The following is a 24,543-nucleotide window of genomic DNA, read 5'->3' as shown; positions in this document are numbered from 1 at the left end:
CGTTGGGCGCGATGTGACAGCCACGGATGAACGCACCTCCCAGGTCCAGCAGACCGCAGTGACGACGCCGGCGCGGCCCCCGGCGAAGTCGTCCCGGGCGGTGATCGGCAATGATCGGACGCTGCGGGCGGCGTACCGGCATTGCCGGCAGCTGACCAGGGAGCAAGACCGGGCCGAGTACGCGCTGATCCAACTGGTGCCCGCCGCAGTGCGCCCCGCCTGCTGGGCCCTGTGGGCGGCAGCCAACGCCATCGACGACCTGGCCGACGACCGTACCGTCGCTCCGCCTGAGCGGGCCGCCCGGGTCGAGCAGTGGATCACCGCGCTGGAGCGCGAGCTGATGACCGGGACCAGCACGGACCTGGTCCGTCACGCGCTGGTGGACACCGCGCAGCGCTGGCGCCTGGACCTGAGCGAACTGCACGATGCGATGTCCCTGGTCCAGGACGACGCCCATGGCCGGCGCTTCGCCGACTGGAGCGCCTGGCGCTCCTGGGGCCGCGGCAACCTGCTGCCCTGGTTCGACCAGGTCCGCGAACTCTTCGACAGGGCCGGCGTCCCCGTGACGCTACGCCTGGACACCCAGGAGATCTACGAGGAGTTCCTCGACGGCGTCCGCCTCACCGACATCCTCACCGACCTGTCCGCCGACCTCGCCCAGGGCGATCTCCTCCTGCCCGACGACGCCCTCGACCGCTACCCGAAAGCCGCAGGCGACCTGACAGATTTACGCTGGAGCCCCGCTGTCAGCAGCTTGATCACCCACCTGAGTGGCCTGGCCCGCCAGTGGGTGACCCAGCCCGCCCTCACCCGGGGCATGCACCCCGGACCCGCCACCATCCTCAACACCATGGCCGACCTGCTCCGCGCCCAGCTCGACGCCATCACCAACGCCGGACCCTCCCTCCTGCGCACCCCGCCCCGGCCCAGCCTCCTCACCAGCGCCCGCATCCTCGCCCCCGCCCGAACCCGCGCCGCCCTGGCCTGGACCCTCACCCCCGTCACCGTGCCACCCCCGCACCGCCCAACCCCACACAACGCCCTGCCCGCCGCGCGGGCAGCGCGAAACGGTACGTTCAGCGCACCACCTCCCCACCCCGCCGGGCACCCTCCCCCGCGAATCCCGGCCGAGCAGATGCCCGTCCACGTCGCCGTGATCATGGACGGCAACGGCCGCTGGGCCCAACAACGCGGCCTGGCCCGGCACGCCGGGCACCGAGCCGGAGCCGCCGCCATGCGCGAGACGGTCCACGGCGCACTCGAGATCGGCCTGCGCCACCTGACCCTGTACACCTTCTCCACCGAGAACTGGAAACGCGACGCCGAGGAAGTCGACGCGATCCTCGACGTCGTCCGCGGTGAGCTGACCGACAACCCCTTCCACGCTCTCGACGTCCACATGCGCTGGCACGGCCGCACCGGCAAGCTCCCCACCGACGTCGTCGACCTGCTCCGCCGCCGGGAACGCACCACCCGCGGCCGCACCAGCCTGACGCTGACCATGTGCATCAACTACGGCGGCCGCGACGAGATCACCCGCACCACCGCCGCGCTCGCCCACCGCGTACACGACGGACAACTCGACCCCGACCACATCAGCGAAAGGGACTTCGCCCGCCACCTGCCCCACCCCGACATGCCGGATGTCGACCTGCTGTGGCGTACCGGGGGCGAACAACGCACCTCCAACTTCCTGCCCTGGCACACCGCCTACGCCGAGCTGCACTTCACCCCCGACTTCTGGCCCGACATCGACCGACGCCACCTATGGCACGCGATCACCGAATACAGCCGCCGTCAACGCCGCCACGGCGCCGCTCCCACCCCATCGTCCACCACGACATCCGTCTCCTGATCGGAACTGAGCCGAACCCGGTTGCCGTCGTCGGGTCGGACAGCCGTCGCTTCGACGGCGGCAAGCTGATCAATGGGCGCAGGCGGCACGTCGTGGTCGACGCCCTCGGTCTGCTGCTGGGGGTGATGGTCTCCGCCGCGGACACCGGAGACCGCGCCGCCGCCCAGGTCCTGCTTGAGCAGGTGGCCGACGCGCACCACCGGCCGCCCCTGGTCGTGATGGAACGTCAGGTCGTCGAGGAGCAGGCGGCGAAGGCTTCGTCGTCGGTCCACTCGGCGCCCGTGAGGTTCGCCTGCGGATCCTCGCGCTCGAAGCGGCCGCGGGGGTGGCGACGTCGAGGTCCTGGCTGGGGCGGTTCACGAGGTGGTGGGCTCGCACGGCGTACCCGCCGGTGAGAACCAGCGGGTACGGGGAACCGAGCGCGATGGCATCCGCCAGGAGCCGTGTGTGCAGCTCCGGCATGTCCGTCACGCGGCTGCCCGCGTGCGGGCGGCGAGCTGAGGGAAGGCGTCGTCCCATACGGTGCGCACGGTGCGGCCGACGAGGGTGCGCAGCACCGGCCACAGCTGGAGGAGCAGGTCCTGGTTGAGGTAGCGGGGCAGGTCGTCGTGCAGGCCCTCGTGCGGGACGGTGCGGTACAGGCCCATACGCCGGCGCGGCTTGCCCAGGTCGCGCAGCTACGATCTCGCCCGGTCCGCACCTGCCTGGATAGGGCCGTTGCCGAGGTCGAAGTCCAGTGGCCCCGCCGCTTTCCGACCAGAACGTCAGAGTGAGCGCAGCGCCTCTGTCGGAGCGAGCCGGGAGGCCCGCAGGGCCGGGTAGAGGCCGGCCAGGACACCCACCGCCATGGCCACGGCGGGCCCGGTGACCAGGATGGCCGGCGGGACCACCACGGGCCAGCTCTCCCAAGCGGCGTAGCCCAAGACGCCCACGGCGCCGAGCAGTGCGCCGATGACGCCACCGACCGCGCCGAGGACGGCGGCCTCGATGAGGAACTGGGTGGCGATCTGTCCCGTGCGTGCGCCGAGCGAGCGCCGTAGACCGATCTCGCCGCGGCGCTCCATGACGCCGACGACCATGGTGTTGGCGATGCCGACACCGCCCACCAGCAGGGCGACCGAGGCCAGGGCGATGACGAGACTGTTGAGGCCGGAGACGGTCTCGTAGCGGGCCTTGAGCAGGTCGGAGGGGCGGGAGACGGCGACGCTCTGCGGTGCGGCCGGGTTCGCGGTGGCACCCGCGACGTTCTGCACGGCGGACACCTTGTCGGGGTCGGTGCGCAGGTAGACGGTGCTCGCCGTGTCGTCGGACTTGAGGTCCTTGACGGCGTTGGTCCAGCTCATCAGCACCGAACGGTCGATCTCGGGAGCGAGTTCGTTGGCGCGCAGGATGCCGATGACGGCGTACCAGCGGTCTGCGATCCACACCCGCCTGCCCGGCGTGTACAGGCCGAGCGCTTCCGCGGCGTCGTGGCCGAGGACCACGGTGGGCAGCTTCTCCGAGGAGGCGTCCAGCCAGCGGCCTGCTTGCAGTTCGCCGCGCAGCGCCGACAGCAGGTTGCGTCGGGCGCCCACCACCTGTAGGCCGCCGTCGCGGTCCCTGGGCATGTAGGGGGTCCGGTACACCTTGGCCTCGGTGATGGTGACGGCGGTGGTCTGCTGGACGGGGCCGATGCGGGAGAGCATCTTCTCCGCCTGCGGCGGCAGCGTGGTCTGCGTGCCGTCGAGGCCCTTGCCGGGTGAGACGGTGAGCAGATTGCTGCCGAGCCTGTCGAGCTGCGCCAGCAGGTGGGCCTTGCTGGAGGCCGACACCCCCGTGACGGCGACCAGCGCTGCGATGCCCAGGGCGATGCCGAGGGCGGAGAGCATGGCGCGCAGGCGGCGGATGCGCGGTCCGAGCGTCCCCTGCTGCAGGATGTCGCCGGGCCGTAGCCGGGCGGGCCGTGGCAGCGGTTCGACCGTGTGGGTCTGCGCCCCGCCAGGCGGGGGAGTGAGGGAGGAAGTCACATCCACGGCCCTCGCTCGTCGAAGGCGATGCGTCCGTCCCGGATGCCGATCCGGCGGGGGAAGGACTCGGCGAGTTCGGCGTCATGAGTGATGACCACGACGGTCGTCCCCCGGGAGTTGAGGGTGCGCAGCAGCTCGACGATCTCCTGACCGGAGTGGGTGTCGAGAGCACCGGTGGGTTCGTCGGCGAGCAGCAGTCGCGGTGCGCCGACCACGGCGCGCGCGATGGCCACGCGCTGCTGCTCGCCGCCGGAGAGCTGGTTCGGCTGGTGCCGGAGCCGGTGACCGAGGCCGACGGTTCTGAGGACGTCCGTGGCGCGGCGCCGCCGCTCCGCGGAGTCGACACCCGAGTACAGCAGGCCGGTGGCCACGTTCTCCACCGCGCTGAGTCCGGGCATGAGGAAGAACTGCTGGAAGACGAAGCCGATGTCGCGGGCGCGCAGGACCGCCAGTTGGGACTCGCTGAGCCGGTCCACCGGGTGGCCGGTGACGGCGAGGCTGCCGGAGCTGGGCCGGTCCAGGGTGCCGAGCAGGGCGAGGAGGGTGGACTTGCCGGACCCGGACGGGCCGACCACGGCGACGAGTTCGCCCTCTTCGACGGTGAGGCTGATGCCGTGCAGGACACGGGTCGGCGGGTCGGTGGGGAACTCGCGGACGACGTCGACCAGGTCGAGGACGGGAACGGCGGTGCAGGTGCTCACTCGGGGATCACCACCTTGGTGCCTTCTTTGATGTCGCCCTTGGTGATCTCGGCTCGGGCGTCTGCGACGAGGCCGATCGTCACGGGGATGAGCTTGTGCTGCCCATCGGGCTGGATGACTTCGACGCCGTAACCGCCTTCCGCGAGGGCGAGGAGCGCGGTGACCGGGACGGCGAGCACCTGGTTGGCCTTGTGGTCGCTCACGGTGAGTGCGGCCGGTCCGGGGCCGGCCGCCTTTACGGTCTTCTGGTCCGGAAGGGAGACGCTCACCTCGGACTGCTGTTTGGTGTCCCCGCTCTGGTCCTGTCCGCCGCCGTCCTGTTGTTGCTGGGCGCTGATGTTGACGGCGGTGACCTTGCCGCTCACCGTGTTCCCGTTCGGGAGACCGACCTTGAGTCCGGTGCCGGGTGAGAGGCGTGACAGCTGGCTGTAGGAGACCTCGGCGGTCGCCACCAGTCGGGTGCCGGTGACCTTGAGCAGGGCTGTACCGGTCAGCGATGAGCCCACGACGCCCACGGTCTGGGACACGCGCAGGCGGGGCAGGCCGAGCACGACGACCGAGCCGGGGTCGACCGCGCCGGTCCGAGGGGAGCCCAGTTGCTTCTGCCACCGCTTCACGGCGGTCTCGGTGGCGGTCGTGAAGGTGTCGTCGGCGGTCAGGCCCAGCCCGTCCGCGTAGCCGAGGTCGATGAGGTTCCTCTTCAGGGCGCGAACGTCCTCGCCCCGCATGTCCTTTCCGGTCTTGTTCTTCTTCAGCATCCGCCACAGCGGGCGGTCGCCCCGAAAGTACGGAACGCGGACTCCGTCGCGCTCCCACAGCCACTGCCCGGGCCGTACGACGTCCCCGGTCTGCCGGATGGCGGTGAGGGTACCGCCGGCACGGCCCACGACCTCGGTCTCGTGCCCGTAGCCGATGGTGCCCTTGACGTCCATGCCGGTCGACAGGGACGTGCGCTCGACCACGGCGGTCGCTTGGGGCTTGGCGGTGCCGTCACCCGTGCCGCCGTCCCGGCCGTCCAGCCAGCCGTGCTGCTGCGCGGTGACCGCCAGGGCGGTCACCGCCGCGACGGTGATGACGGCGCCGGCGACCCGGCGGGAGCGGCCGGTGCGGCGTCGGCCGTCACGACGGCGGCCGGTCGGGGAAGAGGAGTCCTCGGACTCGGTGCTGTCGCCGGTCCGGTCGAGGGATCCGGCCTCGTGAGCCGTGTTCACCGGCCACCCCCCTCGTTGACGAGGCCCACGCCGCCCGACATGTAGTCCTTGCACTTCTCCAGGACTTTGGTCCAGGTCTCCGGGGGGACGTCGGGCATCTTCATCTGCGGAGCGCCGTCGACGACGCCGGGGTCGGCCATGTCGGGAATGCCGTTCTTGCGGGCGCAGGCGGCGAACCTGCGGGCGTCCTGCACGGCCTTCTCGTCGTGCTGGGCCCGGAGCTGCTGCATGCCGGGGACCTTCTTGTTGCAGACCGCGATGGCCTTGTCGATGGCCTGGGCGTCGCTCTGCTCGTCGGAGCCGCCGCCGCTCTTGTCCGCGCCGGAGGCGCTGAGGCCCACACCGTTGTCGTCGACCTTCACCCCGGAGACGCCCTGGTCGCGCAGGCAGCTCTCGAACTTGCGGTAGGTGGCTTCCTTGTCGACGGGGGGCGCGGAAGTGCCCTTCTTGTCGACGGACGCGACGTCGTCCTTGCCGCCGCCTCCATCGGAACCGCTGCCGCAGCCGGCGACCAGCAACACCCCGGACATGACCAGGACCACGGATGACACCCGCGTTCGCACACGCATCGAAGCCTCCAACGGGAAGTGGGCGGAGGGTCCGCCCACGGACACGACAAGAGGTACGGCAGGTGCGGTGTCGGCCCGGTAAGACGACGACTCACCCTTGGCTCACCCGCCGGAGCGAGCGTCGGCCCGGGCAGCCGTCCGACGAGACGGCCAGCGGGTGCCCGGACAGCCGAGGCCGGGCGGGTTCCGCCTGTATGCCACCCAAGGCTCACCGGCGAATCCCCAGGCCGGCGTTCCGGGTGGCGGCCACCGCACGGCCACCCGGCCGTCACCCGTCGCCCGCCCGGCTACCCCGCGTCCCCCGGCAGGGATGTATGCCTTCCCCGGTCCGGCGGACGTGTCAGGCGGAGACCGAGCGGTCCGGGAGAGCCACGCGCACTTCCAGGCCCCCGCCCGCACGGCACTGTGCTTCCACCGTCCCGCGGTGGGCGTCCGTCACAGCCTTGACCACGGAAAGCCCCAGCCCGCTGCCGCGGGGAGCACCCGAGCGGGGTGTGCCCCGGCGGAACGGGGTGAACAGGTCAGCCGTCGTGGCGTCGTCGAGCACAGCACCGGTGTTGGAGACGATGAGCCGGCTGCGTCCGTCGGCGCGGTCGTGCCGGGTTGCGATGTGCACCTGCCCGTGGGGCACGTTGTGACGGACGGCGTTGATGACGATGTTGCTCACCAGCTGGGCGAGCAGTGGGGCGTCGCCCTCCACAGGGGCGGGAGCGAGGTCCGAACGGACGTGGAGGCAGAGCGCCGCGATGTCCTGGCCGACATCGGTCAGCGCGGAAGCGACGAGGCGGCCCAGGTCGGTGCCGGTCGGGTGCAGGGTGCCGCTCTCTCCTGTGGCGAGGGCCAGAAGGGAGCTGATCAGTTCCTCGCTGCGCGTGGTCGCCGCGAGCGCCTGGTGAAGGGCCGGTCGCAGATCGGCCGGTACCCGGCCCTGGGCGAGAGGCACTTCCAGGGCGGTCCGTTGCAGGGTGAGGGGGGTGCGCAACTCGTGGGACGCCTGTGCGGTGAACACACGCTGTGCGGCGTACGCCCTCTCCAGCCGGCCGATGGAGCGGCCGGCGAGTCTGCGTCCCAGGAAGGCCGCACAGGCGGTCAGCAGCACCAGCGCGATGCCCGAGCGCAGCAGCAGGTCGTCGAGGACGGCACTCTCGAAGGAGTCGAAGGCGTGCGCGGGCGTGCTCGGCGTCGAGGGTACCGACGCGGTGGCGGTCTGGGCGCTGTCGAGCAGCGGCACCAGGCTCTGGCCCCGTGCACCGATGACCTGGCGGACCGAGAGCCAGTTCAGTGCGAGCAGTACGCCGCCGGCGAGGAGCATGGCCCCGCTGTAGAGGAGGGTGAGCCGGTTACGCAGAGACAGACGCCGCAGGGCAGCGGGCCATGGTCCCTTGCAGCGGGCGGCCTTCACAGGCGGTATCCGAAGCGGGGCACGGTCTCGATCAGCGGGGGATCGCCCAGCTTCTTGCGCAGCTGGTAGACCGCGACCTTGACGGCCGTGGTCTCGGGCGTCAGGTACGGATCCCACACCTGCTCCAGCAGTTCCCGGGTGGTGACGATGCCACCGTCCGCCGCGAGCAGCACCTCCAGCACGCTGAGCTCCTTGCGGGTGAGCGCGAGGGGACGTCCGTCGCGTTCGGCGAGTCGCCGAGCGGTGTCGAGCCGGACACCTCTGCGTTCCAGCACCGTGGGCGACGCCGGTGCGCCCCGGCGCCGGGCCAGCGCGTGCACCCGGGCCACCAGCTCGACGTAGGCGAACGGCTTGGCCAGATAGTCGTCGGCGCCCAGGCCCAGCCCCTCAACCCGGTCGGAGATGGTGCCGGACGCGGTGAGCATGAGGATGCGGGCGGGGTGAGCGGAAGCGACCAGGGTGCGGCACACGGCGTCGCCGCTGATGCCGGGCAGGTCCCGGTCCAGGACCACGACGTCGAAGTCGGTGGCGGCGGTCAGCTCCAGGGCGCGGGCGCCGTCATGAGCGACGCGCACGTCCATGCCTTCGCCACGCAGTCCGTCGGCGAGCATCTGGGCGAGTTCCACCTCGTCCTCGACAAGCAGTACGTCCATGGCCCTCAGTATCCGTGCGCATGGGTGAGCCTCAGGTGAGCCGTGGTCCCACCAACGGGACACCGGTTCGGGAGAACCCGGCGCCCGTGGCCGACATCGCCGCCACGCTCCGCGCCGGTCTGGAAGCCCGCGGCTGGACGGCGCACGCGCTGGAGACCGCCCCGCTGTCCGCCCGCTTGACCGTCGGTGGCGACACGAGGCGGTGGGCTCGCACGGCGTATCCGCCGGTGAGAACCAGCGGGTACGGGGAACCGAGCGCGATGGCATCTGTCAGGAGCCGTGTGTGCAGCTCCGGCATGTCCGTCACGCGGCTGCCCGGGTGCGGGCGGCGAGCTGGGGGAAGGCGTCTTCCCGCACGGTGCGGCCGACGAGGGTGCGCAGCACCGGCCACAGCTGGAGGAGCAGGTCCTGGTTGAGGTAGCGGGGCAGGTCGTCGTGCAGGCCCTCGTGCAGGACGGTGCGGTACAGGCCCATGCACCGGCGTGGTTCGCCCAGGTGGTATGAGGTCTCCCGGACCATGCCATGTGCAGCGGCAGCTCTACGACACCGTGGGTCGGCCCGCGCGGCTCGTCCAGCGACTCCGGCGGACGGCGGCGGAACTTCTCCCGGCACGGCGCGAGGTCCTCGGCGACCGCGCCCGGGACGTCCCTCGGGGTGGGTGCGGGGCGCAGAGGGCCGGAGGGCATGACTCCAGATCAACTCGACCGCCCCCACGTGCGGTGTCATGCAACAGGCAGCGCCGCACGTGATCTCCTGCTCGCAGCGGGAGCTTGCCCGGTCGGCGGGTGCTGACATCAGCGGCTCGTACCGGCGTCGCCGTCGTCACCGGAAGAATGCCGCTGTCTCCTGTCGCCCGAAGCGGAGTCTCCTTGCTCTTTCAACAGCTCAAGGAGCGCGGCATCCGCCCTCTTCCGATCTTCCTTCGTCAGCTCGACCGGTGCGTTGTTGTAGACGGCGTAGCGGTCCGGATCGATGATGTTGGCGGCCCGCAGGGTGAACGTCAGCAGACGTCGCCACCCCTTGCGGTGGCCGACCCTCGCCTGCAGTTGGACCTTGTAGTCACGGGCTTCCGGCATGAATCCGGAGAAGGGCGCCTCGAACTCGATGAAGAGTTGTTGCGCTTCTCTGCCGGGCACGACGAAGCCGGCCGGCAGCTTCGTCTCTTCGTCCGGCCCCGGCTGGAGGCGAGACGGTGAGGACATCCACAGAAGCGGCAGGTGAGAAGCGGGCTCGTCAGGGAAGGTCAGGATGAGGTCCTGTACGACGATCGGCTTGGGACCGGTGTTGTGAAGGACGAGCGGGAGCCGCAGGCGGGCCGTGGACGAGTGGATGATCGCCGCGAAGGCATGGGGCTCCCACGTCTTCAGCTGCCCTTGTCTGGCGTTGAGCCACCAGAACGAAGCGACGGTGAAGAACAGTGCACAGGCCGACACCACACTGGCGCCGGTGAGTGATGAGGACGCAACCTGGTCGGCCGCGGTCATCAGCGGAACCACACATTCAGTGTGCCAGCGTCGGCGTGGGCTCGCTCAGAGGACCCGGGACCTCCGCCACCTGCGCGCAGCAGCCGACGGGCCGGGCGGTCCCGCGTGTCACAGGTGGCCGCTGCACCGCCCGGCCGACGTCACGAGCCGGCCCCGGCAAGGAGCACGAGATACCAGGCGACCAGCGCGGCGCACCCCACCGAGGGGACGAGCCTGGGCAGCCCGTCTCCCCTGCGTACGTGTGTGGTCACGGCACCGGCGAGCAGCATCAGGAGGCCGAGGCCGGCCAGCTCTCCGAACAGCGGCAGGGCCGGGCCGACGGCCACGCCGATGGCGCCTGCCAGCTCCAGCGAGCCGATCACCCGGTAGGAGGCGGTGGTGAAGCCGGCGTGGGCGGCCAGCTCGGGCATCGGGCCGAGCGCCAGGATCTTGGCCACGCCCAGCAGAGCGAAGACCAGCGCGATGAGACAGGCCAGGGCGGCGGAAAGGCTCATGAGGCGTCCTTGACGGTGTGCGGGTGCCGCGCCCGGCGGCGTTCCGCTCCCAGGTCGGCGAAGTAGGCGACGAGGTGTGGGTTGTCGACCGCCGACGGGTTGAGGACCTGCTCGGCGGGCGCGCCCTGGAGGAGGCGCTTGACCGGGACCTCGAGTTTCTTGCCGGTCCTGGTGTGCGGGATGGCCGGCACGGCGAGGATCTCGTCGGGCACGTGGCGGGGCGAGGCGCCGGTGCGGATCGCGTCGCGGATCTTCTCGCGCAAGGCGTCGTCCAGGGTGGCACCGGGCGCGGGGACGACGAACAGGGGCATCCAGTAGCCGCCGTCGGGTTCCTCCGCACCGATGACGAGGGCCTCGGTGATCTCGGGGAGGCGTTCGACGATGTCGTGGATGTCGGCACTGCCCAGGCGTACGCCGTTGCGGTTGAGGGTGGCGTCGGAGCGGCCGTGGACGATCACTGAGCCGTGCGAGGTGAGGGTGACCCAGTCGCCGTGCCGCCACACGCCCGGGTAGGCGGTGAAGTAGGCGTCGCGGTAGCGGCTGCCGTCCGGGTCGTTCCAGAAGTACAGCGGCATCGACGGCATCGGGCGGGTGACGACCAGTTCGCCGACCTGGTCGACGACCGGCCGTCCCGCGTCGTCGTACGCCGCGAGCGCCACGCCCAGGTTGGGGGCGGACAGTTCCCCCGCCCAGACGGGGGTGGTGGGGGCGCTGCCGGCGAAGGCGGAGACGACGTCCGTGCCGCCGCTGGTGGAGGCCAGCTGGATACCGGCGCCCACGTGGTCGCGGACCCAGGGGTAGGCGGAGGCGGGCAGGGCGGAGCCGGTGCAGCCGATGGCCCGGACGGCCGACAGGTCATGGGTGGACGGTTCGATGCCCAGTTTGGTCATGGCCAGCAGGTACTGGGGGCTGGTGCCGAAGACGGTGACCTTGTGGCGGGCCGCCTGCTCCCACAGGATGTCCGGGCGCGCCTGCGGCGCGGGGCTGCCGTCGTAGGTGCAGGTGGTGGCGCCGGTCAGCAGGGTGGAGACGACCAGGTTCCACATCATCCAGTGGGTGGTGGTGTACCACAGCAGGCGGTCCCCGACGCCCAGATCGCAGTGCAGGGCGAGAATCTTGAGGTGTTCGAGCAGGACGCCGCCGTGGCCGTGGACGATGCCCTTGGGCAGGCCGGTGGTGCCGGAGGAGAAGACGATCCACAGCGGGTGGTCGAACGGCACCGGGGTGATGGTGAGGTATTCGGTGCGGGTGGCGGCGTCGTCCCAGGGAAGCGTCAGGCCGGTGTGGTGGGTCTCGGGCCAGGTGAGGCCCAGGTGGTCCACGAGCATCGTGGCCTTCAGCGTGGGCAGGGCGGCGGCCAGTTCGAGGGAGGCGGCACAGCGGTCGTGCGTGGTGCCGTTGAAGAGGTAGCCGTCCGCCGCGATGAGCACTGTGGGCTCGAGCTGGGCGAAGCGGTCGGCCGCGGCCTTGGGGGCGTAGTCCTGGCCGCACACCGACCACACCGCGCCCAGGCTGACGGTGGCGAGGAAGGCGATGACGGCGTGGGGGGTGTTGGGCAGGTAGCCGACCACCCGGTCGCCCTGTCCGACGCCCAGGTCGCGCAGGGTGGCCGCGACGGAGGCGACCTGGGCGCGCAGCTCTCGGCCCGTGATCTCGTAGGCGGCTCCGGTCTCGTCCAGTGCGGTGATCGCGGGGGCGTCCGGGTGCAGGTTGCGCAGTGCGTGGTGGGCGTAGTTGAGGGTGGCGCCGGGGAACCAGCGGGCGCCGGGCATGGTCTCCTCAGCCAGCACCCGCTCGTACGGCATGGCGGCGTCGGTGTCGAAGTACTCCCACACCGCCGCCCAGAACCCCTCCAGGTCCGTGACGGACCAGTGGTGCAGGGCCTTGTAGTCGCTGGGGTCCTGGATCCCTTCGGCGCCCCGGTGCCGGGCGGCCCAGCGGGCGAAATCCGCGATGCGGCTGCCGGCGGCCGTCCTCGGGTCGGGCGGCAGGAACGGTTCCGGCTGCGGCGTGGGGTGCGGGGTGGTCACGGTGCGGTGCTCCTCGGCAGGGGGACGGGCCGGGCATCGGTGGCAGGGCGGGCCGTGTGGAGCAGGGAGGCCCAGGCGGTGGGGTCCGGGAAGCGGCCGGTCCCGGCGGGGACGGTGTCCATCACGACGCGGTCGGGGCGTAGCAGGGCGGCGTCCGCCCGGCCGCGGCCCAGCCAGGCGGCGAGCGTGCCGTCGTCGTCAAGGTCGTCGACGTGGATCGTGGGTGCGTCGAGTGCCGTGGCCACGGACGTCATGTGCGGGGTGGGCGGCACAGCGGTCAGGAGGGCGAAGGAGTCTCCGAGGACGTCGTCCAGGCGGACTCGCCTGCCGTCGACGATCACCCAGGGCTGAGGGCAGAAGGTGCCGGTCAGCCCACGTCCGATGAGTCCGGGGCGGCGCCGCACTAGCGGGCCGGCGCTCAGCGCGGGGCTGAGGTCGCGGCTCACCGCCGCGGTCACGCCTGGGACGCGGCACGCGGCACCGACGACGGCCCGACGGAGTGCCGCGCCGCGGTCCTGCCCACCGGTCATGGCCCAGCCGATGGCCACGGCGAGCCGGATCACGTAGCGGGCGTGCGGTTTACGCTCGCGCTCGTAGGTGTCCAACAGCCGTTCGTCCGCGCCCTGTCGGAGAACGCGGGCGAGCTTCCAGGTGAGGTTTCGGGCATCGCGCAGGCCCGCGCACAGACCCTGGCCGATGAAGGGCGGGGTGAGGTGGGCCGCGTCCCCCAGCAGGAAGACCCGTCCCTGGCGCCACCGGTCGGCCAGGCGGGCCCGGAACGTGTACTGCGCCTGCCGGATCACCTCGAAGTCGTTGCCTCCCGGGGCGGCGGACGGCACGTCCACCCAGGGGGCGACCAGCTCGCGCACGCGTTCCCGGCCGTCCGGGCCGTCCAGTGGTACGTCGGCGGGCAGCCGGAACTCCCAGCGGTAGCGGTCCTCGCCGAGGCGCATGAAGGTGGCGGGCTGGGTGGGGCAGCAGATCTGGTCCACGCCCTCCCAGGTGCGCACCGGGCGGCTGGTGCGTACGTCGATGACCCGCCAGCTCTCTTCGAAGTGCAGGTCCTCCCAGGCGGCGCCGATGGCGTCGCGGGTGAGGCTGCCGGCTCCGTCGCAGCCGAGGACGGCATCGGCCCAGACGTGCTCGTCCTCGTCGCTGCCGTCGCGGCGGAAGGCGACCCGGACCGGCGCCGTCCCGTCGGTGCCCTGGGTGACGGACACGACCTCCACCCCGCCGCGCAGCTCGCACTCCGGGCGGCGCGCCAGAGCGGCGCGCAGCAGGTCCTCCAGGTCCGGCTGGTCGAACATGCTGGTCTGGGGGAAGCCGTGGTGACCATGCGGCGACCGCGCGAACTCGGCTATCACGCGGTGCCGGGCGTCCAGCAGGCGCAGCCCTCGCGCCGGCCGGGCGAGGGCGGCGAATTCCTCGTGGATGCCGACGCTCTGCAGGATCCGGCGGACCTCGTCGTCCACGACGACGGCGCGCGGCAGGGGGTAGACGTCCCGGTGGCGTTCGAGGAGCAGGCTGGGCACTCCGTGCCGGGCGAGCAGGAGTGCGGCCGTGACGCCCACGGGTCCCGCGCCGATGATGACCACCGGTCTCCGGGCTGTGGCGCTCACGTCGCGTCCGCTACGGCGGTCCGCTGCTCGCCCAGGTCGATGTGCCCGTCGGGGGTGGCGATGGTGGCGGTGACGAGGTCGCCGTCGCGCAGGTACAGGGGGTTCTTCGCCTGGCCGTTGAAGAACGCCTTCCACTTCAGCGCGGGCGGCAGCAGGGCGGCGATCTTCTCGACCGGCTTGGGCGGGGCCTTCAGGGCGGTGCCGCCGGGCGTGCCGGTGAGCAGCAGGTCGCCCGGGGAGAGGGCCTGGAAGCGGGCGAGCAGGGTGAGTGCCTGCGCCGGTCGTACGATCATGTCGGCGAGGGTGCGGTCCTGGCGCGGTACGCCGTTGACGTTCAGCCGCAGCCGCAGGTCGATCAGGCGGGCGAAGTCCTCGGGCTCCAGCAGGGCCAGGTACGGCCCCGTCGGTGTGAACGTCGGGTAGGACTTGCTCTCGTAGAACTGGGTCTTGGTCAGCTGGACGTCGCGGGCGCTGACGTCGTTGGTGAGGACGAGCCCGGCGACATAAGAAGGCAGGTCCCGCTCCTCCACAACGGTGCCCACGGGCAGCGGTGCGCCCATGACGAGGCCGAGTTCCACCTCGTAGTCGAGGAAGCGCACGTGCGAGGGGCGGACGATCGTCTCGTGCGGGCCGCTGACCGAGCCGGACGCCTTGCGGAAGAAGGTGGGCGGTATGTCGCCGGTGAATCCCGAATCCTTGGCGTGGCTGCGGTAGTTGACCATCTGGGCGACCACCCGGCAGGGAGTGGTGACCGGTGGCAGCGCCACCAGCTCGGCGACGGGTGTGCCGCTGTCGCCGGAGGCGGCGGCCTCCCGAACAGCGTCGCGCTCGGTGAGCAGTCCGGCGGTGGTGACCGCCTTGGTCTCGACGCGGACGGCGCGCTCGTCTCGGACGACCCACCAGCCATCAGGGGTGCGCAGAACGTTGGTGCTCATGAGCTCATCGCTTTCATCAGGCCCAGCAGGCGTGCGGGGTCGAGTTCGTTGTCGCCGCGCAGGGCCGTCATGACCTCGCGGAGCTTGGCGGGGGAGGGGTTGGTCCCCAGGAAGTCGCGGGTGACGGGCGGCCCCCACTGGGCCAGGCCGCTCGCCGACATCGGCGCCCACCCGGGTTCGAGGTCGCAGGAGAACAGGTCGCCGTCGGCGAAGTGCTCCAGCATGAAGCGGTCGGGGTCGCGCCAGTAGTCGAAGAGCTGGCTGCCCTGGATGTGCCGGCCGATCCCCCAGCTGCGCTGGTAGCCGCGCTCGGCCAGGTACTCCCCGCCGGCGGCGATCGCGTCCAGGTCGGTGACCTGGTAGGCGGAGTGGACGTAGCCGGTACCGGGACCCAGGTGCAGGGCGAGAGTGTGATGGTCCACGGGCAGGCTGCCCTGGTCGCAGCGGACGAACGCCATCGTCGGACCGCGTCTGCGCTGCCCGTCCAGGAACAGGAAGTCGGACACGATCATCCCGAGGGTGTCCAGGTACCAGTCCAGGGTGCGGGCGAACGTCCGGGTCTCCAGCACCACGTGGCCCAGGCGCTGGATGCGGGACGGCTCACGGGGCGGGCGCTGGGTGGCGTTCGTACGACGGTGATCCGTGCCGGTGTTGAGGAGCAGCGGGGGCTGCTCGGGCAGCGCGGGCAGCGGTTCGGCGCAGTGCACCACCCGGACCGGGATGCCCGAGGGATCGAACAGGGTGACCGACCGGCCGCCGCCGGGGACGTCGATGTCCCGGGCGGTGTGTCCGACGGCGGCGGCCAGCCGGTCCACATCGGCCCGCTCGGCCGCGCGGAACGCCGGCCCGAGGAAGCGGGAGGCGCGCCCACGCCGGATGACCGCGCAGGGCGAGCCGGCGAACGTGCCGCGCAGCCACAGCTCCTGCTCGGTGCGGGCGGCGATCGCGAAGCCGAAATCACGTGCGAACACCTCGGCCCGGTCCAGGTCGGGCTTCTCGAACTCCAGCCAGGCCAGGTCCGCCACCTTGATCACGGGATTGCGGGCTCGTCCGGGGTGCTCGCCGCGCAGGGCGCCCTGCGCACTGTGGAGGTCTTGGTGGGGCGTCTGAGGACCGCCCTTGTCAACGGGGATGTGGGACATGGTGTCCTCCAGGCAACACTGCTGTAATGAGGAAATCATCAACTCTGCTGTTTCTCGTCGTCAATAGAGAGGCTCCAAATAATTGAGGATCTCATCAGTAATGGAAGGGTCATCGTTGCGCCGGTTACACTGAGCCGTATGCCGACGTCAGCCCCGCCCAAGAACCGCTTCGAGCGGCGCCGAGCCGAGACCCGTCAGGCGCTCGTCCGCGCGGCCCGGCAGATCCTCGCGGAGACCGGGGACACCAGCGCCAGCATCCAGGCCATCGCCGAGCGCGCGGACGTCGGTTTCGGATCCTTCTACAACCACTTCGAGTCCAAGACGGAGCTGTTCGACGCGGCGGTGACGGACGCCCTGGAGGAGTTCGGGCAGGTCGTCGACGAGCGGGTGGAAGGCATCGACGACCCGGCCGAGCTGGTCGCGGCCGGTTTCCGGCTCGCCGCCCGGATGGCCGACTCCCACCCGGAACTCATGCGGATCCTGCGTGACCGGGGCCTGGCCCACATCCACTCCGACAGCGGCCTCGCCCCGCGCGCCCTGCGCGACCTGGAGATCGGCATCGCCTCGGGCCGCTTCACCTGCGGCAACGCGACCACCGCCCTGTCCGCCCTGGGCGGCACCCTGCTGTCCCTCGTGGCTCTCAGGCTGGACCGCCCGGACCTCGACGGCGACGAGGCCGCCTCCGACCTGGCCGAGATGGTCCTGCGCATGCTCGGCGTGCCCCCGGACGACGCCCGTGAGGTCACCCGGCGCCGGCTGCCCGATCTCGCCTGACAGCGTCCCGCGCCGGCCGCGCAGCCGCCCGGTGTGCTCTGCCGGCGGCTACCAGGAACGCGGTGGCCGCGGACTCGCCCATGGGGCCGGCCCGCGTGCACGCGGCTGGGTGTCGGTCGTCTGCATGATCCTGTCTCTCCACGGTTGCCGGAAGCCGTGGACGCCGGTGCTCCCTGATGCACCGGCGCCCTCTCACCCCTGCCCGGGGTGGCTTGATGTCCTGCTGATGGGTGTCAGGGGACGAGGATGAGGCGGATCGGGTCGCCGATCTTGTTCTCCAGTCGGTGGACGGCGTCGGCCGCGTCCACCAGGGAGATGTGGTCGGTGATGGAGGGGGCCAGGTCGAGTCGGCCGGCCGCGGTCAGCTGCACCAGTTCGGAGACGGACTCGGGGCTGCCGCCGTAGTGGCCGCGGACCTGCTTTTGCAGGTAGTTGAAGGTCAGGCCCTCGGTGATGGTGAGCGGCCTGGGTGTGATGCCCACCAGGATGAGGGAGCCGCCCAGGCCGAGCACGGAGGCGGCCTGGTCGCGGACGGCGGGGACGCCGGCGCAGTCGAAGGCGAAGTCCAGGCCTCGTCCTTCGGTGGCCGCGCGGACCTGGTCGGCGAAGTCGGGTGCTGCCGGGTCGAGGGCGTAGTCCGCGCCGAAGGTGAGGGCGCGCTCGCGGGCGGTGGGCAGTGGGTCGACGGCGATGATCGGGGCGGCGCCGACCATGCGGGCGAGGCGTACGTTGTGGGCGCCGACTCCGCCGACGCCCCAGACGCCGACGGACTGGGCGGGACGGACGCCGGCGGTGGTGACGACGGCGGCGTAGGGGGTGGAGACGGCGTCGGGGATGATCGCGGCCTGGTCGAAGGGGAGGCTGTGGGGGATGGGGATGAGGGTGTCCTCGCGGGCGATCACGTACTCGGCCCAGCCGCCGTCGTAGTCGATGCCGGCGGTGAGCATCTGGGTGCAGGGGCGGTGGCGTACGCATCCGGCGCACTTGCCGCAGGTTTTGCCGGCTTCCAGGGTGACGCGGGTGCCGACGGGCAGGCCGCGCTTGAGGTCGGGGCCGGGCGTGTGGATGACACCGGAGACCTCGTGGCCGACGGTGATCGTGTCGGAGGTGGCGAACAGGGGGACGAGGGAGCCGTCGATCAGGTGGACGTCGGAGAGGCAGACGCCTGCGGCTTTGACCTCGATGAGGACCTCGCCCGGGCCGGGTACGGGGATGGGGACCTCTTCCACGGCGAACTTCTTGCTGTCGAGGTGGAAGCGTCCGGCGAGCATGGTGTCCATGAAGTTCTGCTTTCTGTGTGCGGCACCGCCCGACGGTTCGGGACACGGGTGCCGTGTGGGGTCTGAATGGTTTGTGGTGGCCGGGAGGCGTGCGGGGAGTGGCAGGACGGGCCGCACGCCTCCCGGCGTCTGGGGGATCAGGCGAAGACGTCCTGCTGGTAGCGCTCGTCGGCTTCGAGTTGGGCGAGCCACTGCTGGGCGGTCTCGTCGTCGCTGCCGGTCTTCTGGCGGTGGATGGCGGTGAGGGCCTCGCGGACGGCGGGTGCCATGCGGCGGCCGTCCCCGCAGACGTAGAGGTATGCGCCGTCCTGGATGGCCTGCCATACGGTGTCGGCGGCGTTGGCGATGGCGTTCTGCACGAACCGGGCGGGGTGGCCGGTCACGGCGGAGAAGGCGGTGTGGATCTGTGCGATCCCGGCCTGCTCCCAGTCCTGCATCTCCTGGCGGTAGAAGTAGTCGTGTTCCGGGTGGCGGCAGCCGACGAAGACCTGCGACATGCCGACCTGGGTGCCGTTGGCGTGCTGCCGGGCGCGCTCCTCCAGGAAGCCGCGCAGTGGTGCGATGCCGGTGCCGGGGCCGATGAGGATCAGCGGAGTGGCGGGGTCGGCGGGCGGGGCGAAGGTCGGGGAGGGCACGCGGACGTAGCCGTAGACGATGTCTCCGGGTTCGAGGCCGGCGATGTAGGAGGAGCAGGTGCCGCGGTACTGGCCGTCGCCGGACAGGGCCGGGCCCTCCAGCAGGCCGACGGTCAGGCGCACCTGGCGCGGGTTGGCCGACGGGGCGGAGGAGATGGAGTAGAAGCGGGGACGGATCGGGCCCGTCATCTCCAGGAAGACCGCCAGTGGCAGCTCGATGGCGGGGAAGCGCTCCAGCAGGCCGAGCACCGAGATGCGCTTGCCGAGGATCTCCTTGCTGTAGTGCTCCTCGGCCTCCTGGGTGTCGGCGGTGTATGCCTGGAGCTGCGGCCGGGTCCAGGGGCACTGGGTGTGCTCGGCGAGGGTCTTGATCTGGGAGCGGGTGGCCACGTCCTGCAGTTCCAGGAACTCGGTGAGCAGGATGCCGGCGGTGACGGGGGTGCCGACCGGCAGGTGGGTGCGGCCGCCGTCGGGCTGGTCGAGCCGGAGCACCTGGTTGAAGTCGACGCCGAGCCGGCTCAGTGCGCGGTCCACCAGGGGGCGTTCGTTCTTGGCGAAGACGGCGAGGTGGTTGCCGGTGTCGTAGGTGATGCCGTCGGGCAGTTCGAAGGTGATGGACTTCGCGGACGGGCGCGGCGGTTCGATGCTGAAGTCCCACAGGCCGGTCGCGTCGGCCACGAGTTCCTCGTTGGCCACCACGGTGAGCGGGTACGCCTGCTCGGAGACGATGGCGGGGCGCACGTCGGACTCGGTGAGCAGCTGGACCTGGTAGCGCGGGCCGCTTGCCTGGGAGGTGTCGGCGGCGTACTCCTCGGCCAGGGTGGTCCACAGGGTGTCCATCCAGCGGCTCGCCATGCCGTCGAAGTCTCCGGCGGCGTCCGCGATGCCGCGCTCGAGGACCGGGGTGGCGCCGGCGGCCAGCAGACCTTCCTCGATCCGCTTGGGGAAGGCCTGGTAGGTGGCTACCCACTGGGTGTTGCCGGCGCCCAGCAGTGCGAACCGCACGTTCGACAGCGCACCCTCGGGCAGCCCGGTGGCGAGCAGGTCGTCGAAGCGCTGGGCGTTGTCGGGGGCCTTGCCGTTGTAGCTGGCGGCGACGACGGCGAGGAGGCCCTCGGTGGGCAGGTTGTCGCCGAGTTCGTCCAGGCTCACCAGGGTGGTGCCGAAGCCGGAGCGTTCGCCGCGGTCGGCGATGGTGCGGGCCAGGTCCTCGCAGGAGCCGAGGCTGGAGCCGTAGGCGACGGTCAGGTTCACACCGACGCCGCTGACCGCTGTCCGCGCCTGCGTGTCGTCGGCCCGCAGGTCGGTGGCGCCGAAGACGGTCCGCTGGTGCTCCTGACGCTTGCGGACGACCAGCTGGAAGTCGCCGGGCTTGCGCGTCAGCGCCTCGCGGACGTCCATCTGGTAGTCGCCGGTGTCGGAGAACCTGAACTTCTGCAGGACCAGTGCGAGGGCCAGGCGGGCCTCGGTGAGCGCGAACTGGCGGCCGATGCAGGCGCGCACACCGTTGCCGAACGGCTTGTAGGCGTGCGGGTGCTGTTCCACACGGTTCTCCGGCAGCCACCGGTCGATGTCGAACTCCTCCGGGCGCTCCCACGCCCCGGGGTGGGAGTGCAGCGCGCCCATGAGGATGTTGGCCCTGGTCCCCTTCTTCAGCTCGTACCGGTCGCCGATGACGGCGTCGTCGATGGGCGCCTTGGCGATCAGCGGGATGGGAGCCCACAGGCGCAGGGTCTCCTCCAGGATCCGTGGGATCACGTCGAGCTGCATGATCGTGTCGTAGTCCGGGACCGTGTCACCGGGCAGCAGACGGTCGACCTCGGCGTACGCCTGCGCCAGGACGTGCGGGTTGCGCATCAGCGAGTAGGTGGCGAACGACAGCAGGCCGCTGGTGGTTTCGTGGCCGGCGATCAGGAACGTCAGCACCTGGTCGCGGACGTTGTCGTCCGCCAGCAGCTTGCCGGTCTCCGGGTCGGTGGCCTCCAGCATCAGGCCGAGCAGGTCCTCCTCACCGGTGCCCTTCCCCTCACGGCGCTCCTTGATCACGTTCTCGACCAGGTCGCGCATCAGCTGGATGTTCTCGCGGTACTTCCTGTCGTCCGCCTTGCGGAGCTTGGTCATCATCGGCAGCTCCTGGGAGCGCCGCAGTGACTCGATCAGCGCGCCCAGCAGCGCGTTGAGGAAGGGGTGCAGCTCCTCCTTGTCGAAGGAGCGGAAGCGGTAGCCGAAACCGGACAGGGCGATGGTGTCCAGGGTGAGCCGGGTGTAGTCGTCGGTGATGGCGACCGGCTGGCCTTCTCGGCTCTCCCACTTGCCGACCAGGTTCTGGGCGATCTCCAGCATCTGCCCGAAGTAGGACCTCATGGCCCGCTGGCTGAAGGCCGGCAGCAGGATCCGGTGGGCCATGGCCCATTCCTCTTCGTGCTGGTGGGCCGTGAACAGTCCCGCCCCCGCGAAGTCCCGCACATGACTCAGCGGGGTCTTCTCGATCTGCTTGAAGAACCGCGTCTCGTCGCACACCTCGGCCACCAGGTCGGGGTCGTAGACGAAGACCTGCTCGATGCCGGCGATGTCCATGCCGTAGATGCCTTCGGGGAACTGCCTGGACAGCTCGTTGAAGTACTCCACCGGGTTGGTGTCGGGGATCTGGGGCGTGTGGCCGAGCAGGGGGATCCCGCGCGGGGACCGGATGGGGCGAAGGCCGTTCGCGGAGTGCGTGGTCATGGCTTGCTCCTCTGCGTGGAGGGGTGGTGGGGACGGGCAAGGGCGCGCTGGTCGGTACCGCGCTGCATCACGGAAACATACGCCGTATGGAACTCGTACCGTACGGCGTATGGAAACTCGGCGCAAGCCTGGGGCGCGCTACGGGCGCTGTGATCAAGCCCATTTCCGTACGGCGTACGAAACTGGTACCGTACGTGGTATGGAAAAAAAGGTGAGGCGTCCCCCGCGGGGAACGAGGAAGAGGGACGTTCCTCTGACCGAGGCCGGGATCTATGCGGCCGCCCTGCGGCTGATCGACGCGGACGGGGTCGAGGCGCTCACCATGCGCAAACTCGCCACCGAACTCGATGCGAACCCGATGTCGCTGTACCACCACGTGCCGAACAAGGAAGCCGTGCTGCGTGGCGTGACAAGAATGGTCGGCGCCCAGTTCCGCACCGTGACCCTTGAGGAAGCTCCCTGGCCGGAGCGCATCCGCCTGCTCGCCACCGACTTCCGGACCCTGGCACACCGACACCCCGAGCTGCTGGCCTACTCGTTCAGCCACCAGCCGGACTTCATCCAGCCCGACGACCCGTTCTGGACCGCGCTCACCGCGGTCGTGGCCGCTGCCGGGGTGTCGCAGCCGGAGGTGACGGAGATCGCCGCTCTCATGGTGGCCGTCGTCGTCGGTGTCCTCAGCGCCGAACTCAACGGCTCGCTCCAGCAGTGGGCGAGCCTCAAGGCCCCCGGCCCCGATGCCGGCGAAGTCGGGCCCACCGATGCGGACCCCGGCCCAGGGGAGGCAGGCCAGGAAGGCCCTGATCAGGACCGCATGTTCCGTCTGGTGATGGACACGCTGATCACGGGCCTGGAAAGCCGGCTCACCGCCGGTCGTGACGGCCAGGACGTCGGCCGCCGTTGAGTCCGTGGCCCTGAAGCGCTATGACCCCGGGCTCGTCCCTGGCCGGCGAGCCCAGGTCGCTGCGCGTCCGGCTTTCCTGCCACGGACCTCCTTCGCCAGCGGCTGACAGAACGCCCGGCTGCGTTCGGTCCGCTGCCCCACCGCGTCGGCCCTGAGGCAGCTTGTCCGCCGCGGTGGCGGGTTTGCGATCGTCGGAGGGCGGGACGAGTATTTCTTCTAGGCGTGATGACCGGGGCGCACCCTGATGCCGGCGCCGTCGATGTGGCGCCTTCTGGTTGCGGTCACGCTCACAGCCGACAAGCGTCACCGTGAAGGGAAGCGATGCGGCGAACAGGACCGGCCTGCTTGTTCGGTGGCCCGGTCGGGGCGACGGGTGGGACATCCGGCCCGGTCGCCTGACAGGAGGCTCGGGGAACCGCCCCATGGCGTCATGACCGAGGCTGCATGACCGTGTCGGTGGTCGCCGGGAGGGGCGGCGGCAGATCGGAAGAAGGCTGCCCATGCGGATCGTCGTGGACCTGAATCGGTGCCAGGGATACGCCCAGTGCGTGTATCTGGCGCACGAGGTCTTCAGGTTGAACGGTCAGGAGGCGCTCACCTATGAGCCGAACCCGGACGAGGAGCGGCGCCTGGAGGTCGAGCGAGCGGCTGCGGCCTGCCCGGTGCGGGCGATCGTTGTCGAGCGCTTGGACGGCGCGGAGGGGAGTGCGACGTCATGACCCTGCCGACAACGGTCGCAGAGCTGGTGCGCGAGTTCCGGGCCAGTGGCCGGATCGTCATCGTGGGTGCTTCTCTGGCCGGGCTGCGGGCCGCGGAGACTCTGCGCGAGGAGGGTTTCACGGGTTCTCTGACCATCATCGGGGACGAGCCGTACGAGCCCTACGACCGTCCCCCGCTGTCCAAGCAGGTACTCAAGGGCTGGGTGCCGGCCGACCACACGAAGCTGCCCCGCATGCGAGAAGTGGATGCCGACTGGCGGCTCGGGGTGGCCGCCACTGGGCTGGACCGGACCACCAAGCAGGTGCGCCTGGCCGACGGCGGCCAGGTGCCGTACGACCGGCTGCTGATCGCCACGGGCACCCGCGCGCGACAGTGGCCGAACCCGGCCGAGGCCGCCCTGCACGGGGTACACACGATTCGCTCGCGTGATGACGCAGAGCAGCTGCAGAAGGAGCTGGCTGAGCCGCCGTCGCGGGTCCTGGTGATCGGCGCTGGGTTCATCGGTTCGGAAGTGGCCTCTGTGTGCCGGGAGCTCGGCATCCCGGTGACCGTCGTCGAGCGGGGTTCGGCGCCCCTGGTCGGCGCGCTCGGCGGGGTGATCGGGGAGATCGCCGCGCAGATGCAGCGCGATCATGGCGTGGACCTGCGCTGCGGGCTGGGCGTGTCGTCACTGGAGGGCGACTCCGGCGGGCATGTGCGGCGTGCGCATTTGTCCGACGGAACCGCCGTCGCCGCCGACGTGGTGGTGGCCTCCCTGGGGTCGATCCGCAACGTGGAATGGCTGGAGGGCTCGGGGCTGGCGGCCGGTTTCTGGGGCGTCGGGTGCGACGCCGGTGGTCGTGCCTTCGACATCAACGGTGTGGTCACCGACAGCGTCTACGTGGCAGGTGACGTGGCGCGTGCGCCGCATGTGCTGTACGAGTACCAGTTCCTGGCGATGGAGCACTGGGACAACGCCGTTTTCGGCGCCGAGGCCGCGGCGCACAACATGGTGAACCTGGAGCCCCACTATCGCCCGCATCTGCTGCTGCCCGGCTTCTGGTCCGGTCAGTTCGGCGTGAACATCAAGTCCGTCGGCGTGCCGCCTTTCGGTGACGAGATCGTCTTCACCCAGGGATCCGTCGAGGAGCGCCGCTTCGCTGCCGCCTACGGTCACCGGGGCCGCATCGTTGCCGCCGTCGCCTTCGATCACGGCAAGTGGCTGGAGTACTACGGGAAGCTGATCGAACAATCCGGTCCGTTCCCGCCCCCGCCGCCGGGCTGGGATCAGCCGGCCGACATGAAGCCGATGCCGGCCGAATTCCCGGACCCGCGGGTCCCGACGGCGGTTCCCGACGTCGTCCTGACCGGCCATGCCCCGAGCGAGCGGACGGCCGAGTTCCGGCCGCGCCGTCACTGACGCGCT

19 protein-coding genes and 3 pseudogenes are annotated in these 24,543 nt (G+C 70.9%); 6 read left to right on the top strand and 16 right to left on the bottom strand.

Annotated features, from left to right (window positions below):
- Nucleotides 1–13: 13 nt before the first annotated feature.
- Both uppS and AB0P24_RS16910 read left to right on the top strand, forming a co-directional pair.
- On the top strand, nucleotides 14–1,855 hold the full coding sequence (uppS, locus tag AB0P24_RS16915) for a polyprenyl diphosphate synthase (protein WP_365794583.1): 1,842 nt from the start codon (nucleotides 14–16) through the stop codon (nucleotides 1,853–1,855).
- A 50-nt stretch (nucleotides 1,856–1,905) separates the two neighbouring features.
- A pseudogene (locus AB0P24_RS16910) lies at nucleotides 1,906–2,028 on the top strand (transposase); the annotation flags it as partial.
- Between the two features lie 294 nt (nucleotides 2,029–2,322).
- Here the strand turns inward: AB0P24_RS16910 and AB0P24_RS16905 are convergent.
- The 14 genes and pseudogenes from AB0P24_RS16905 to AB0P24_RS16840 all read right to left on the bottom strand — a co-directional run.
- Nucleotides 2,323–2,526 (bottom strand): annotated as a pseudogene (locus AB0P24_RS16905) (hypothetical protein); the annotation flags it as partial.
- A gap of 93 nt (nucleotides 2,527–2,619) precedes the next feature.
- Nucleotides 2,620–3,867, bottom strand: a complete 1,248-nt coding sequence (locus AB0P24_RS16900) for an ABC transporter permease (RefSeq protein WP_365794581.1) — start codon at nucleotides 3,865–3,867, stop codon at nucleotides 2,620–2,622.
- Nucleotides 3,858–4,562, bottom strand: a complete 705-nt coding sequence (locus AB0P24_RS16895; protein ID WP_365794579.1) for an ABC transporter ATP-binding protein — start codon at nucleotides 4,560–4,562, stop codon at nucleotides 3,858–3,860. Before AB0P24_RS16895 ends, AB0P24_RS16900 begins: the two co-directional genes overlap by 10 nt.
- Nucleotides 4,559–5,773, bottom strand: a complete 1,215-nt coding sequence (locus AB0P24_RS16890) for a peptidoglycan-binding protein (protein WP_365794577.1) — start codon at nucleotides 5,771–5,773, stop codon at nucleotides 4,559–4,561. The genes AB0P24_RS16895 and AB0P24_RS16890 overlap by 4 nt, the downstream gene beginning before the upstream one ends.
- Complete coding sequence (locus AB0P24_RS16885; protein WP_365794575.1) at nucleotides 5,770–6,342, bottom strand: hypothetical protein; 573 nt, start codon at nucleotides 6,340–6,342, stop codon at nucleotides 5,770–5,772. Before AB0P24_RS16885 ends, AB0P24_RS16890 begins: the two co-directional genes overlap by 4 nt.
- A gap of 340 nt (nucleotides 6,343–6,682) precedes the next feature.
- On the bottom strand, nucleotides 6,683–7,654 hold the full coding sequence (locus tag AB0P24_RS16880; protein WP_365794573.1) for a HAMP domain-containing sensor histidine kinase: 972 nt from the start codon (nucleotides 7,652–7,654) through the stop codon (nucleotides 6,683–6,685).
- An 86-nt stretch (nucleotides 7,655–7,740) separates the two neighbouring features.
- Entirely contained in the window at nucleotides 7,741–8,397 is a 657-nt protein-coding gene (locus tag AB0P24_RS16875; RefSeq protein ID WP_365794571.1) for a response regulator transcription factor, read from the bottom strand.
- A gap of 303 nt (nucleotides 8,398–8,700) precedes the next feature.
- Nucleotides 8,701–9,083 (bottom strand): annotated as a pseudogene (locus tag AB0P24_RS16870) (hypothetical protein).
- A gap of 108 nt (nucleotides 9,084–9,191) precedes the next feature.
- The gene (locus AB0P24_RS16865; protein WP_365794569.1) at nucleotides 9,192–9,881 is read right to left on the bottom strand and encodes a hypothetical protein; all 690 of its coding nucleotides are present in this window, start codon (nucleotides 9,879–9,881) and stop codon (nucleotides 9,192–9,194) included.
- Nucleotides 9,882–10,021: 140 nt separating this feature from the next.
- Nucleotides 10,022–10,375 carry a DoxX family protein gene (locus AB0P24_RS16860; RefSeq protein ID WP_365794567.1) on the bottom strand — a complete coding sequence of 118 codons (354 nt, stop codon included), beginning with the start codon at nucleotides 10,373–10,375 and terminating at the stop codon, nucleotides 10,022–10,024.
- Nucleotides 10,372–12,405 carry an acetoacetate--CoA ligase gene (locus AB0P24_RS16855; protein WP_365794565.1) on the bottom strand — a complete coding sequence of 678 codons (2,034 nt, stop codon included), beginning with the start codon at nucleotides 12,403–12,405 and terminating at the stop codon, nucleotides 10,372–10,374. Before AB0P24_RS16855 ends, AB0P24_RS16860 begins: the two co-directional genes overlap by 4 nt.
- Nucleotides 12,402–14,024: a bifunctional 3-(3-hydroxy-phenyl)propionate/3-hydroxycinnamic acid hydroxylase gene (locus AB0P24_RS16850; protein WP_365794563.1), complete on the bottom strand. Its 1,623-nt coding sequence runs from the start codon at nucleotides 14,022–14,024 to the stop codon at nucleotides 12,402–12,404. The genes AB0P24_RS16855 and AB0P24_RS16850 overlap by 4 nt, the downstream gene beginning before the upstream one ends.
- Nucleotides 14,021–14,959, bottom strand: coding sequence for a fumarylacetoacetate hydrolase family protein (locus AB0P24_RS16845; protein WP_365794561.1), 939 nt, complete (start codon nucleotides 14,957–14,959; stop codon nucleotides 14,021–14,023). The genes AB0P24_RS16850 and AB0P24_RS16845 overlap by 4 nt, the downstream gene beginning before the upstream one ends.
- Entirely contained in the window at nucleotides 14,956–16,101 is a 1,146-nt protein-coding gene (locus tag AB0P24_RS16840; RefSeq protein WP_365794559.1) for a VOC family protein, read from the bottom strand. The genes AB0P24_RS16845 and AB0P24_RS16840 overlap by 4 nt, the downstream gene beginning before the upstream one ends.
- A 138-nt stretch (nucleotides 16,102–16,239) precedes the next feature.
- Here AB0P24_RS16840 and AB0P24_RS16835 point away from each other — a divergent pair, with 138 nt between their 5' ends.
- Nucleotides 16,240–16,875, top strand: a complete 636-nt coding sequence (locus tag AB0P24_RS16835; RefSeq protein WP_365794557.1) for a TetR/AcrR family transcriptional regulator — start codon at nucleotides 16,240–16,242, stop codon at nucleotides 16,873–16,875.
- 233 nt (nucleotides 16,876–17,108) lie between these two features.
- On the opposite strand, the gene AB0P24_RS16830 is transcribed toward AB0P24_RS16835, so the two are convergent.
- Nucleotides 17,109–18,155, bottom strand: a complete 1,047-nt coding sequence (locus tag AB0P24_RS16830) for a zinc-binding dehydrogenase (RefSeq protein ID WP_365794555.1) — start codon at nucleotides 18,153–18,155, stop codon at nucleotides 17,109–17,111.
- 137 nt (nucleotides 18,156–18,292) lie between these two features.
- Nucleotides 18,293–21,514, bottom strand: coding sequence for a cytochrome P450 (locus AB0P24_RS16825; protein WP_365794553.1), 3,222 nt, complete (start codon nucleotides 21,512–21,514; stop codon nucleotides 18,293–18,295).
- A gap of 211 nt (nucleotides 21,515–21,725) precedes the next feature.
- On the opposite strand from AB0P24_RS16825, the gene AB0P24_RS16820 reads away from it, so the two are divergent.
- From AB0P24_RS16820 to AB0P24_RS16810, 3 genes are all read left to right on the top strand, one after another.
- Nucleotides 21,726–22,418, top strand: coding sequence for a TetR/AcrR family transcriptional regulator (locus tag AB0P24_RS16820; protein WP_365794551.1), 693 nt, complete (start codon nucleotides 21,726–21,728; stop codon nucleotides 22,416–22,418).
- Between the two features lie 500 nt (nucleotides 22,419–22,918).
- Nucleotides 22,919–23,137: a ferredoxin gene (locus tag AB0P24_RS16815; protein WP_365794549.1), complete on the top strand. Its 219-nt coding sequence runs from the start codon at nucleotides 22,919–22,921 to the stop codon at nucleotides 23,135–23,137.
- Nucleotides 23,134–24,537: an FAD/NAD(P)-binding oxidoreductase gene (locus AB0P24_RS16810; RefSeq protein WP_365794547.1), complete on the top strand. Its 1,404-nt coding sequence runs from the start codon at nucleotides 23,134–23,136 to the stop codon at nucleotides 24,535–24,537. The genes AB0P24_RS16815 and AB0P24_RS16810 overlap by 4 nt, the downstream gene beginning before the upstream one ends.
- Nucleotides 24,538–24,543: the final 6 nt, after the last annotated feature.

The sequence above is a fragment of the Streptomyces sp. NPDC086519 genome (assembly GCF_040686075.1).
Classification (GTDB): domain Bacteria; phylum Actinomycetota; class Actinomycetes; order Streptomycetales; family Streptomycetaceae; genus Streptomyces; species Streptomyces shenzhenensis.
This window is presented reverse-complemented; position numbering and strand designations above follow the sequence as displayed.